This is a genomic window from Streptomyces araujoniae (genome assembly GCF_050871195.1).
In the GTDB taxonomy this organism is placed as follows: Bacteria; Actinomycetota; Actinomycetes; order Streptomycetales; family Streptomycetaceae; genus Streptomyces; species Streptomyces bacillaris.
Map to the genome: position 1 here is coordinate 1,176,499 of NZ_CP194070.1, position 12,008 is coordinate 1,188,506.

Sequence of the window (12,008 nt, forward strand, 5' to 3'; positions counted from 1 at the left end):
GACCGCCGCGGCGGTCGCCGTCACCCCGTCTCCCCCGGTTACTGCGGTCGCCCGGAAACCTCCCGGGCGTTCACACTCGTGGACTACTGTCCACCCTTCTGAACGAAGGAGCGGACGAAGTCCTCCGCGTTCTCCTCCAGGACGTCGTCGATCTCGTCCAGGACCGAGTCGACGTCGTCGCTCAGCTTCTCCTGGCGCTCCGCGAGGTCCTCGGACGCCTGCGCGTCCTGCGCCTGCTCCTCGACCTCCTCGGTGGAGCGCGTCGCCTTCTGCTGTCCGCCGCCGGTGTCCTTGGTCGCCATGTAGCTCACCCCGCTCGGTTCGAAGCAATCGAAGCTCTTGATCAGACCCTACCCACGGGGTCCGACATTTGGCCCGGTAGTTGGTGAACGTCCGGGCCTCGGTTGATTGATTCCCAGCCCGGACACCTTTCAGCCGCCCGAGAGCTCCCGGACCAGCTCCTCCGCCGTACGGCAGCGGTCGAGCAGGCCCTCGACGTGCTCCCGGGTCCCCCGCAGGGGCTCCAGGGTGGGCACGCGCTGGAGCGAGTCGCGGTCCGGCAGGTCGAAGATCACCGAGTCCCAGGAGGCGGCCGCCACGTCGTCGGCGTACTGCTCCAGACAGCGGCCCCGGAAGTAGGCCCGGGTGTCCTCCGGAGGCTTCGTACGGGCCCTGGTGACATCGTCCTCGTCCAGGAGCCGCTTCATCCGCCCGCGGGCCGCCAGACGGTTGTAGAGGCCCTTGTCGGGACGTACGTCGGCGTACTGGAGGTCGACGAGGTGCAGCCGGGGGGCGTCCCAGTCCAGCGAGTCGCGGCGGCGGTAGCCCTCCATCAGCTCCCGCTTGGCGATCCAGTCCAGCTCCCCGGCCAGGCTCATCGGGTCGGTCTCCAGCCGGTTGAGGGTGTCCTCCCACCGGGTCAGGACGTCCTTGGTCTGCTCGTCGGCGTCGGTGCCGTACCGCTCGTCCACGTATTTGCGCGCCAGCTCGAAGTACTCCATCTGGAGCTGTACGGCGGTGAGTGTCCGGCCGCTGCGGAGCGTGATCAGGTGGCGGAGGTCCGGGTCGTGCGAGACCTGGTGGAGGGTGCGGACGGGCTGGTCGACGGCGAGGTCGACGGTGATGAAGGCGTCCTCGATCATGGACAGCACCAGGGAGGTGGTGCCGAGCTTCAGATAGGTGGAGATCTCCGAGAGGTTGGCGTCGCCGATGATCACATGGAGCCGGCGGTACTTCTCCGCGTCGGAGTGGGGCTCGTCCCGGGTGTTGATGATGGGGCGCTTGAGCGTGGTCTCCAGCCCGACCTCGACCTCGAAGTAGTCGGCGCGCTGGCTGATCTGGAAGCCGTGCTCCTGGCCGTCCTGGCCGATGCCGACCCGTCCCGCTCCGGTCACGACCTGGCGGGAGACGAAGAACGGCGTCAGATGGCGCACGATGTCCGAGAACGGGGTCTCCCGCTTCATCAGGTAGTTCTCGTGCGTGCCGTAGGACGCGCCCTTGTTGTCGGTGTTGTTCTTGTAGAGGTGGATCGGCTGGGCACCGGGGATGGCGGCGGCCCGCTCGGCGGCCTCGGCCATGATCCGTTCGCCGGCCTTGTCCCAGAGGACCGCGTCGAGCGGGTTGGTGATCTCCGGTGAGCTGTATTCGGGGTGTGCGTGGTCGACGTAGAGCCGGGCACCGTTGGTGAGGATCACATTGGCCAGGCCGATGTCCTCGTCGGTGAGCTGGCTGGAGTCGGCGGTCTCACGGGCGAGGTCGAAGCCTCGCGCGTCACGCAGCGGATTCTCCTCCTCGAAGTCCCAGCGGGCGCGTCGCGCCCGGTGCATCGCCGCCGCGTACGCGTTGACGATCTGGGACGAGGTGAGCATGGCATTGGCGTTCGGGTGACCGGGGACGGAGATCCCGTACTCCGTCTCGATGCCCATCACTCGCCGTACGGTCATGCGGCCCTCCTTGCCCGGCGTCGGTCCCGTCCGGGAGCGACGCTCAAGTACCGCTGCTTGTCCGGTGCGTGTGCGGTGCCCGTGACCGCACTGCGCGACTCGGCGGTACCGCAGAGCCTAGAGCGCCTCTGCGCCGGTGGGGAGATCAATTACGACATTGCTCCGGCATGGCCGGAACGGGGGAAAACGACCGGCTGCGGATACCTCTCCAGGCATCCGCAGCCGGTCGGCGTATTACAGGTACTGGCCGGTATTGGCCACCGTGTCGATGGAGCGCCCGGTGTCCGCGCCCTGCTTTCCGGTGACGAGCGTGCGGATGAAGACGATCCGCTCGCCCTTCTTGCCGGAAATCCTGGCCCAGTCGTCCGGGTTGGTCGTGTTGGGCAGGTCCTCGTTCTCCTTGAACTCGTCCACGCAGGCCTGCAGGAGATGAGCGACCCGCAGCCCCTTCTGGCCCTGTTCCAGGAATGCCTTGATGGCCATTTTCTTTGCCCGGTCGACGATGTTCTGAATCATCGCGCCGGAGTTGAAGTCCTTGAAGTAGAGGACTTCCTTGTCGCCGTTGGCGTACGTCACCTCGAGGAAGCGGTTCTCCTCGGACTCCGTGTACATCCGCTCCACGACCGACTGGATCATGGCGTGGGCGGCGGCCTCGCGCGAGCCGGTGTGCTCGGAGAGGTCGTCCGCGTGCAGCGGCAGCGAGGGGGTCAGGTACTTCGCGAAGATGTCCTTCGCGGCCTCGGCGTCCGGACGCTCGATCTTGATCTTCACATCGAGCCGGCCGGGGCGCAGGATGGCCGGGTCGATCATGTCCTCGCGGTTGGAGGCGCCGATGACGATGACGTTCTCCAGGCCCTCCACACCGTCGATCTCGGCGAGCAGCTGCGGGACGATGGTGTTCTCCACGTCCGAGCTGACGCCGCTGCCGCGGGTGCGGAAGAGGGACTCCATCTCGTCGAAGAAGACGATGACGGGCGTGCCCTCGCTCGCCTTCTCCCGGGCACGCTGGAAGACCAGGCGGATGTGCCGCTCGGTCTCACCGACGTACTTGTTGAGCAGCTCGGGTCCCTTGATATTGAGGAAGTAGCTCTTCCCCGCGGGCTGCCCGGTCACCTCGGCGACCTTCTTGGCGAGCGAATTGGCGACGGCCTTGGCGATGAGCGTCTTGCCGCAGCCGGGCGGGCCGTAGAGCAGGATGCCCTTCGGCGGTCGCAGTTCGTGCTCCTTGAAGAGGTCGGGGTGGAGGTAGGGCAGTTCGACCGCGTCGCGGATCAGCTCGATCTGGTCGCCCAGACCGCCGATCTTGTCGTAGTCGATGTCCGGAACCTCTTCGAGGACGAGCTCCTCGACCTCGCTCTTCGGGACCACCTCGTAGACGTAGCCGGACCGGGAGTCGAGCAGCAGGGCGTCGCCGGGGCGGATGGTGATGTCCAGCAGCGGCTCGGCGAGCCGCACCACCCGCTCCTCGTCGGTGTGCCCGACCACCAGGGCCCGCTCGCCGTCCTCAAGGATCTCCTTGAGGGTGACGATGTCCCCGGCCCGCTCGAACTCCATGGCCTCGACCACGTTGAGCGCTTCGTTGAGCATGACCTCCTGGCCGCGCCGGAGGTCCTCCAGCTCGACGCTGGGAGACACGTTCACCCGGAGCTTGCGGCCCCCGGTGAAGATGTCGCAGGTGCCGTCCTCGTTGGCCTGCAGGAAGACACCGAAGCCGGCCGGCGGCTGGGCCAGCCGGTCGACCTCCTCCTTGAGGGCCACGATCTGGTCACGCGCCTCACGGAGCGTGTTGGCGAGCCGCTCGTTCTGTGCGGACACGCCTGCCAGATTCGTCTGCAATTCGACGATCCGCTCTTCGAGAATCCTCGTATGACGCGGAGAGTCGGCGAGCTTACGTCGCAGGACGGCGATTTCCTGCTCGAGATAGGCAACCTGGCCGGCTGGGTCCTCGGACCCGCGCGCGGGCCGGATGCCGCGGTTGATGTCGTCGTCGTGGGCTGCCACGGTCCTCACCTCCTCCATGGGGAGCTGGACGCTTCCTGACCCTACCTGGGCTGGTGGTGATTGAAACCCCTAGATCACAAAGACTGCGGGGTGTGTCCGATCTTCACCCTTGCGCTCTCCCTCACGCCAAGGGAATACCCACCCTTCGGCGCCGGAAAGCCGCCGGTTGTATCGTCGAAGCGTTCAACACCCGTCAGGGCTGGCTCCCATGGGTTCGGATACGCAGGAACGGCAGGACACATGAGCGTGCAGCAGGACGCGCCGGGCGACGGTGACGCGCAGGACCTGGAGGTCTGGATCGACCAGGACCTCTGTACGGGCGACGGCATCTGCGCGCAGTACGCGCCGGAGGTCTTCGAGCTGGACATCGACGGCCTGGCGTACGTGAAGAGCGCCGAGGACGAGCTGCTGCAGGACCCGGGCGCCACCACCCCGGTGCCGCTGACGCTCCTCCAGGACGTGGTCGATTCGGCCAAGGAGTGCCCCGGGGACTGCATCCATGTCCGGCGGGTCAAGGACAGCGTCGAGGTGTACGGGCCGGACGCGGCCTGATCCGTGCGGTGACGGCCCGCCCCGTACGGCCGCCCCCGCCCGTACGGTCCCGTCACACGGCGCGGGCCAGGTCTCCGGTCGTGCGGACGAACGCCGTGCCCTGATACCGCCAGGAGGCCTGTTCCTCCTGGTCGGGGCAGCAGCGGGGGACCTCCAGCGAGGAGTAGCCGAGCAGGGTGGCCGAGACGCGTCCCTCCCGTACGGCGAAGTCGGTGACGGTCTTCCTGTCGGCGGGGTCCACCAGGGTCGCCACGACCCTCGGCGCGGCCCCGCTCCCCTGGGTCAGCACGTAGATGCCGCTCGGCGGGGTCCCGGAGCCCGCGTCGCAGTGCACCACGGCGACCGTCTCCGGTCGTCCGTCCCCGTCGAGGTCTCCGGGGGCCTGATCGGCCACCGTGGTCCCGGCTCCGCCGCACTCCAGGGGGAAGTCGACCTCCGCCGGGTCCGGGGCGGCCACGGGCGTGGTGGTGCGCTTCTCGGGGGCCGTGGCGGTGGCGGTGGCCGTACGGGGCTGGAGCAGCCCAGCCAGGGCGACGACGGCGGCCATGGCGGCGGCCGTGGCCAGCCAGTGCACCGGCTTCGTGGCGGTGTGCGCGAGGTCCGGGAGCGCGGAGGTCTGCACGCGGTGTGTCTCCATGTGGTTCCTGGGAGCCCGGGAGGGGCGGGGCACCCCGAGGGGTGGCCAGCATCGTGCCACACCTCACACGCCGGGGGAACGGCGGGGTGTGCGCCGGTTTCACGGCAGGGGCGCGTTCCGGACGGCAACGGGAAGGCGCCGCCGTGGAGTTCCCCGGTCGGTCGGGGAACTCCACGGCGGCGCCGGTTCGTTGGGAGGGTCAGCCGCGGTCGGCGGAGCCTCCGCGGCTCTGGCTGCCCGGCCCCTCGTAGTCCTCGCCGTAGGCGCCCTTGGAGGGGCGGCGGCGGCGCAGCGGCGGCTCGACGCCGTCCGCGAGCCGGCGGGCGGTGACCAGGAAGCCGGTGTGGCCGATCATCCGGTGGTCGGGGCGGACGGCGAGGCCCTCGACGTGCCAGTTGCGGATCATCGACTCCCAGGGCTGCGGTTCGGCGAAGCAGCCGATCTCGCGGATCGACTCCACCGTGCGCGAGAGCTGGGTGGTGGTGGCCACGTAGGCGCAGAGGATGCCGCCGGGCACCAGGGCCTTGGAGACGGCCTCCAGGCACTCCCAGGGGGCGAGCATGTCCAGCACGACGCGGTCGACGTCGGTGTCGGAGAGGTTGTCCTGGAGGTCTCCGACGGTGAGCTGCCAGGCCGGGTGCGGCGAGCCGAAGTAGCGCTCGACGTTCTGCCGGGCGATCTCCGCGAAGTCCTCACGGCGCTCGTAGGAGTGCAGCATGCCCTGCTCGCCGATGGCCCGCAGCAGGAAGGTGGAGAGGGAGCCGGAGCCGACCCCCGCCTCCACGACGCGGGCGCCGGGGAAGATGTCCGCGAAGGCCAGGATCTGGCCCGCGTCCTTGGGGTAGACCACGGCGGCGCCGCGGGGCATGGAGAGGACGTAGTCGGGGAGCAGGGGGCGCAGCGCGAGGTAGGCGACGTTTCCCGTGGTGCGGACAACACTGCCCTCGGGAGCACCGATCAGCTCGTCGTGCTGGAAAGAACCCTTGTGGGTGTGGAAGTTCTTGCCGGCTTCGAGCGTGAAGGTGTAGTGGCGTCCCTTGGGGTCGGTGAGCTGTACCTGGTCCCCGACCTTGAAGGGCCCACGTCGGCGGGCGGCACCGGTCGGTTCAGACATGTGACCAGCCTACCGGTGCTTCGGGGCCCCTTCAGGACTCGGGGCGGGCCATGGCCTTGACGAAGGCGCGCTCGACATCGGCGGTGGAGAGGACTCCGTAGATCTGGCCGGTCTCCTCGACGACCAGGTACTCGGTGGCCGGGGTGGCCTTGAGCCGGTCCAGGAGGGCTTCGCCGGCCAGTTCGGCGGGGATCCTCATGCCCTCGGTGAGGTCCTGGGCGAGGCCGCTGACGGCGACCCAGGGGCGGCGGTGTTCGGGGACGCCGACGATGGCGGCCTCGCGGACGACGCCCTTGGGGTTGCCCTGTCCGTCGACGACGACGAGTGCGCGGGCGCCCGCCTCGTTGGCCCGGCGCAGCGCCTCGGAGAGGGGGGTGGCGGACTCGACGGGGACGGCGCGGCGGGTGAGGGTGCGGGCGCGCAGGTCGGGCAGGTGCTCGCGGAGGCGGGCCATGCGCAGGCTGTTCCCGGCGCCGGTCCAGATGATGCCGGCCAGGATCGCGGCGAGGAGCGCGTCCATGACGGTCTCCACCCCGCCGATCTCCTGGTTGGCGCTGCCGACGGCCCCGGTGTGGGTGAGCAGCGGCAGTCCGATGAGGACGGTGACGGCGAGGCCCCGGCCGACCCAGGCGGCGGCGACGGTGCCGCTCATGGGCTTGCCGGTGATCTTCCAGACGACGGCGCGGAGCATCCGGCCGCCGTCGAGGGGCAGGCCGGGGAGCAGGTTGAAGGCGGCGACGATGAGGTTGGAGATCATCAGCCCGGCGAGCAGGACGCCGGGGACGGTGCCGGGCTCGACGAACTGCATCGCGCCGTAGAAGACCCCGCCGAGGACGAGGGAGAGGAGGGGGCCGACGAAGGCGAGGATGAACTCGCGGCCGGGGGTCTCGGTCTCCTTCTCGATCTCGGAGACGCCGCCGAAGAACTGGAGCTGGATGCGGCGGACGGGCAGCTCGTAGCGGAGGGCGGCGACCGTGTGGGCCAGTTCGTGGACGAGCACGGAGGCGTAGAAGGCGATCGCGAAGAAGAGGGCGACGAGATAGCGGGCGCCGCCCAGCTCGGGCAGGACCCGGTCGAGCTGGCCGCCGAAGACCCAGGTGATCAGGGCGGCGACGACGAACCAGCTGGGCGCCACGTAGACGGGTACGCCGAAGGGGCGGCCCATGAGCAGGCCGCCGCCCGGCTCGGCGGGGCGTCTGGGCTGCTCGCCACCGGGGGCGGCGCCGGGGCCGGTTCCCCCTGCGCCGGGCTGCGGCCGCCCGCTGTCGCCGCTCTTGTCCACGTGGTCCCTTCGGTTCGGTGGGTGGCCCGCGCCACGATCACGCCGTCGCGAGGGTCTGCCGTCGATGGTATGCCGCTGACTGTCGGTGGCGGGCCGTAGGGTCTGGGACATGACCTCCGTGCCCCGGCCGCCGCAGCCGCCTTCGTCCCTGTCGCCGTCGCGGGCGAGCGATTTCATGCAGTGCCCTCTGCTCTACCGCTTCCGGGTCATCGACAAACTGCCGGAGAAGCCCAGCGAGGCCGCTACCCGGGGCACGCTGGTCCATGCGGTGCTGGAGCGGCTGTTCGACGCCCCGGCGGCGGACCGTACGGCGCCGAGGGCGCGGGCGCTGGTGCCCGGCCAGTGGGACCGGCTCCTGGAGGCGCGGCCGGAGCTGGGCGGGCTGTTCGCGGACGATGCCGGGGGCGAGCGGCTGGCGCGCTGGCTGGGCGAGGCGGAGCGGCTGGTGGAGCGGTGGTTCTCGCTGGAGGACCCGACGCGTCTGGAGCCGGCGGAGCGGGAGATGTTCGTCGAGACGGAGCTGGAGTCGGGGCTGCGGCTGCGCGGGGTGATCGACCGGATCGATGTGGCGCCCACCGGTGAGGTGCGGATCGTCGACTACAAGACGGGGAAGGCGCCGCGGCCGGAGTATTCCGAGGGCCCGCTGTTCCAGATGAAGTTTTACGCGCTGGTGATCTGGCGGCTGAAGGGGATCGTGCCGCGCCGGCTCCAGCTGGTCTATCTGGGCAGCGGCGACGTGCTGACGTACGACCCGGTGGTGGCGGATCTGGAGCGGGTGGAGCGCAAGCTGCTCGCGCTGTGGGAGGCGATCTCGCTGGCGACGGAGACCGGTGACTGGCGGCCGCGCCCGACGAAGCTGTGCGGCTGGTGCGACCATCAGGCGGTCTGTCCGGAGTTCGGCGGGACTCCCCCGGTCTATCCGCTCTCGGTCCGCCCGGCGGAGCCCGGCGAGGGTGACCAGGGCAGAATGGAGGCCGTCCGGGCCGAGGCCGGCCGACCCGTGGCTCTTGAGGGCCTGTAAGGAGTTTCCGTGGCGATCCGCGTCCTACTGGTCGACGACCAGCCGCTGCTGCGCACCGGTTTCCGGATGATTCTGGAGGCCGAGGGCGATCTCGCGGTGGTCGGTGAGGCCGGTGACGGTCTGCAGGCCATCGACCAGGTGCGGGCGCTGCAGCCCGATGTGGTGCTGATGGACATCCGGATGCCGCGGATGGACGGGGTGGAGGCGACCCGCCAGATCACCGGTCCCGGCAAGGACGGTCCGGCGAAGGTGCTGGTGCTGACCACGTTCGATCTCGACGAGTACGTGGTGGAGGCGCTGCGGGCGGGGGCGAGCGGGTTCCTGCTGAAGGACGCCCCGGCGGCCGAGCTGGTCCAGGCGATCCGGGTGGTCGCGGCGGGCGAGGCGATGCTCGCGCCCAGCATCACGCGGCGGCTGCTCGACAAGTACGCGGACCATCTGCCCTCGGGCGAGGACCCGGTGCCGGACGCCCTGCACACGCTGACGGACCGTGAGGTGGAGGTCCTGAAGCTGGTGGCGCGGGGGCTGTCCAACGCGGAGATCGCCGCGGACCTGTTCGTCAGCGAGACGACGGTGAAGACGCATGTGGGCCATGTGCTGACGAAGCTGGGCCTGCGCGACCGGGTGCAGGCCGCGGTGTACGCGTACGAGAGCGGGCTGGTGCGTCCGGGCGCCCAGTAGGAGCCCCGGAAACGCGGCCGGTAGGCCCTGGAACGCGGCCGTCCGGCCCGCCCCCGGGTGAGTGGGGGCGGACCGGACGGCTTTCGCGGTTCCGGGTCCGGGGTCAGGCGTTCTTGTTCAGCTCCCAGAGCTGGAGTTCGGAGGTGGCGCTGATGGAGCGCTCGACGCCCGCGACGCCGCTGCGCGAGGCCACGTACTGCTTGCCCTGCCAGATCGGCAGGACGGGGACGTCGGTGGCGACGATGTCCTGGAGCTTCTCGTAGGTCGTGGCGGCGGCGCTGCGGTCGGCCTCGCGGCGCGACTTGGGGATCAGGACCTCCTGCGCCTCTTCCGACCGGTACGGCGAGTTGAGGAAGTTGTTCTTGTCCAGGAACGGGGCGGTGTAGTTGTCCGGGTCCGGGAAGTCGGGGAACCAGCCCATGCCGTAGGCCGCGTAGTCGCCGCGCTTCTGCTCGGGGCGGTACTTCGACCACTCCTTGCCCTCGACGTCGACCTTGAAGAGGCCCGAGCGGTTCAGCTGCTGCTGGAGCGCCTTGAACTCCTTGGCGGTGGCGGAGCCGTAGTGGTCGTTGGTGTAGTGCAGGGTGAACTTCACCGGCGTCTTGACCCCGGCCTTCTCCAGCGTCTCGGCGGCCTTGGCGGTGCTGGGGTCGCCGTACTTGTTGAAGAAGGCGTTGGTGTGGCCGGTGATGCTGGAGGGGATCAGCGAGTAGAGCGGCTCGGCGGTGGTGCCGTAGACCTTGCCCGCGATCTCGCCCCGGTCGATGATCTGCGCCATAGCCTGCCGTACGGCCTTGTTGACCACCGGGTCCTTGGTGTTGAAGCCGAGGTAGCTGATGGCCAGGCCGGGCATCTCGGTCAGCTCGATGCCCTTCTTCGGGCTGACGAGCATCTCGCGGGCCTGCTCGGGGGACATGGCCCGGGTCATCATGTGGATCTTCTTCTCCTCCAGCGCCTTGCCCATGGCGTCGGCGTCGGGGAAGAGGTCCATCTCGACCTTCTCGTTGAGGACCTTCAGCTCGCCCTTGTACGAGGGGTTCTTGGTGAAGACGATCCGGGTGATCCGGCCGTCCTCGGTCTGCGGCTTCATGGTGTAGGGACCCGAGCCGTCGACCTGGAAGCCGGTGCGCGCCTCCTTCGCCGGGTACTTCGCCTTGGGGACGATGCCGGCGGCGGGGGTGGCGAGCTTGTACGGGAAGGTGGCGTCGGGCGTGTTCAGGTGGAAGACCACCTGGTTGTCGCCCTTGGTCTCGATCATGTCGATGTTGGCGAGGAGTCCGACCGGCCCGCTGTCGGAGTCGATGTCGATGACCCGCTGGATGGAGTACTTCACATCCTCGGCGGTGACGGGGGTGCCGTCCGCGAACGTGAGGCCGGGCCGCAGGGTGCAGCGGTAGCTCTCGTTGGCGGTGTCGGTGAAGGTGCAGCTCCGGGCGGCCTCGGGGATCGGCGCGCCGCCGCCGACGGGGACGCTGGTCAGGGTCTGCACCGTCTGCCGCAGGACGTTCCAGACGCCTGCCTCGTACCCGATGGCCGGGTCGAGAGGAGCGGGGTTCTCCTCGGAGGCCACGAGCTGGTCCGTGGTGCCGACGACGATGGCGCCTTCGCCACCGGCGCCGCTGTCCGTGCTGCCGCAGGCGGCGAGCACGGGGGCGAGCAGGCCGACGACGGCCGGCAGCACCAGGGTCTTGCGGTTCATACGGGCTTTCTCCCTCATCACGGTGGGTGAGGAATCAAAGTTAGTAGCCGCCGGTGGCCGCTCCGACCGCACGCGGAGCGGCCTCTTCGCCTCCGGCGTCCGGAGGGGGCGATATTTGATCACCATTCCGGACAGACCATCCGATGCCGGCGAACCACAGGGCGCTCACAGGTGAGGAAGCTCACCCGCCCGCCCTCTTCACATTTCCCGCCCATGGCTGATTCACGTCCATGGAAAGGTGCCGGAACGCACACGGAACGTTCAACACGAAACGATGTTCCACGCCGATCGCCGGGCCTGAGCGCTCAGCCCGTGGGGGTGATGAGCCGCCGCAGGAAGGGCAGGTCGACCTCTTCGAGGGAGCCGACGACCACCCGGCCCGCGGCGGGGGCGATGGGGGCCACGGAGGGGACGGCGACCACCCGGCACCCGGCCGCCTCGGCGGCGGCCACCCCGGTCGCGGTGTCCTCCACGACCGCGCAGCGCCACGGGTCGGCGCCGAAGCCCGCGGCGGCGGTGAGATAGGGCTCGGGGTGCGGCTTGGTCCGGGTGACCTCGTCCCCGGCGACCGTGAGCGCGAAGTGGTGGTGGCCGACCGAGTCCAGCACCCGGTCGATGATCCGGCGGTGGGAGGCGGAGACGAGCGCGGTGGGGATCCTGGCCGCGGACAGCTCGGCGAGCAGCCGCTCGGCGCCGGGCATCAGCGGCACCCCGCGCAGGATGCGCTTCTCGAAGCCGTCGTTGAGCAGCACGGTCAGCTCGTCCATGGCGATGTCGGCGCCGGTCACGTCGATGAGGTAGCCCGCGCTGCGGGACATCGGTCCGCCGACGACGACATCGCGCCAGGCCTCGTCCAGCTCGTGTCCGAGTCCGGCGAAGACCTCCTTCTCGACGTCCCACCAGAAGCCCTCGGTATCGACCAGGGTTCCGTCCATGTCGAGAAGGACCGCCTGCAGGGCGGCGCCTCCGGCCGTGCGGGTCAAGGACGCGGGGACCGTACTGGTCATCCGGCACACCTTCCGTAAGGGACGAGAAGGCCGGCCGCCATTCCCCGAAGTCGGGAGGGCGACCGGCCTGC

At 69.8% G+C, this 12,008-nt stretch carries 11 protein-coding genes; 3 read left to right on the top strand and 8 right to left on the bottom strand.

Annotated elements, in window-relative coordinates; all coding sequences use genetic code 11:
* Nucleotides 1-83 precede the first annotated feature (83 nt).
* The 3 genes from ACQ9ZG_RS04920 to arc form a co-directional block, all read right to left on the bottom strand.
* Entirely contained in the window at nucleotides 84-302 is a 219-nt protein-coding gene (locus ACQ9ZG_RS04920; protein ID WP_003970166.1) for a ubiquitin-like protein Pup, read from the bottom strand.
* A 129-nt stretch (nucleotides 303-431) separates the two neighbouring features.
* Nucleotides 432-1,943: a depupylase/deamidase Dop gene (gene dop / locus ACQ9ZG_RS04925; RefSeq protein WP_028419987.1), complete on the bottom strand. Its 1,512-nt coding sequence runs from the start codon at nucleotides 1,941-1,943 to the stop codon at nucleotides 432-434.
* 234 nt (nucleotides 1,944-2,177) lie between these two features.
* Nucleotides 2,178-3,944, bottom strand: a complete 1,767-nt coding sequence (gene arc, locus ACQ9ZG_RS04930) for a proteasome ATPase (RefSeq protein ID WP_026237498.1) — start codon at nucleotides 3,942-3,944, stop codon at nucleotides 2,178-2,180.
* Between the two features lie 240 nt (nucleotides 3,945-4,184).
* Here arc and ACQ9ZG_RS04935 point away from each other — a divergent pair, with 240 nt between their 5' ends.
* A complete protein-coding gene (locus ACQ9ZG_RS04935) occupies nucleotides 4,185-4,496 on the top strand; it encodes a ferredoxin (RefSeq protein ID WP_018487894.1) in 312 nt (103 codons plus the stop codon).
* A 52-nt stretch (nucleotides 4,497-4,548) separates the two neighbouring features.
* Here ACQ9ZG_RS04935 and ACQ9ZG_RS04940 read toward each other — a convergent pair whose 3' ends face one another.
* From ACQ9ZG_RS04940 to ACQ9ZG_RS04950, 3 genes are all read right to left on the bottom strand, one after another.
* Nucleotides 4,549-5,118 (bottom strand): hypothetical protein, encoded by a 570-nt coding sequence (locus tag ACQ9ZG_RS04940; protein ID WP_028419986.1) that lies wholly within the window; start codon nucleotides 5,116-5,118, stop codon nucleotides 4,549-4,551.
* 214 nt (nucleotides 5,119-5,332) lie between these two features.
* The gene (locus ACQ9ZG_RS04945) at nucleotides 5,333-6,247 is read right to left on the bottom strand and encodes a tRNA (adenine-N1)-methyltransferase (protein ID WP_018487896.1); all 915 of its coding nucleotides are present in this window, start codon (nucleotides 6,245-6,247) and stop codon (nucleotides 5,333-5,335) included.
* A 31-nt stretch (nucleotides 6,248-6,278) separates the two neighbouring features.
* Nucleotides 6,279-7,529, bottom strand: a complete 1,251-nt coding sequence (locus tag ACQ9ZG_RS04950; protein WP_499279988.1) for a site-2 protease family protein — start codon at nucleotides 7,527-7,529, stop codon at nucleotides 6,279-6,281.
* A gap of 175 nt (nucleotides 7,530-7,704) precedes the next feature.
* Between ACQ9ZG_RS04950 and ACQ9ZG_RS04955 the strand changes: the two genes are divergently transcribed.
* On the top strand, nucleotides 7,705-8,550 hold the full coding sequence (locus ACQ9ZG_RS04955) for a RecB family exonuclease (protein ID WP_258312069.1): 846 nt from the start codon (nucleotides 7,705-7,707) through the stop codon (nucleotides 8,548-8,550).
* 9 nt (nucleotides 8,551-8,559) lie between these two features.
* A complete protein-coding gene (locus tag ACQ9ZG_RS04960; protein ID WP_003970158.1) occupies nucleotides 8,560-9,231 on the top strand; it encodes a response regulator in 672 nt (223 codons plus the stop codon).
* Nucleotides 9,232-9,334: 103 nt separating this feature from the next.
* Here ACQ9ZG_RS04960 and ACQ9ZG_RS04965 read toward each other — a convergent pair whose 3' ends face one another.
* Nucleotides 9,335-10,930: an ABC transporter substrate-binding protein gene (locus tag ACQ9ZG_RS04965; protein WP_109914901.1), complete on the bottom strand. Its 1,596-nt coding sequence runs from the start codon at nucleotides 10,928-10,930 to the stop codon at nucleotides 9,335-9,337.
* Nucleotides 10,931-11,235: 305 nt separating this feature from the next.
* The gene (locus ACQ9ZG_RS04970) at nucleotides 11,236-11,937 is read right to left on the bottom strand and encodes an HAD family hydrolase (protein ID WP_028419982.1); all 702 of its coding nucleotides are present in this window, start codon (nucleotides 11,935-11,937) and stop codon (nucleotides 11,236-11,238) included.
* Nucleotides 11,938-12,008: the final 71 nt, after the last annotated feature.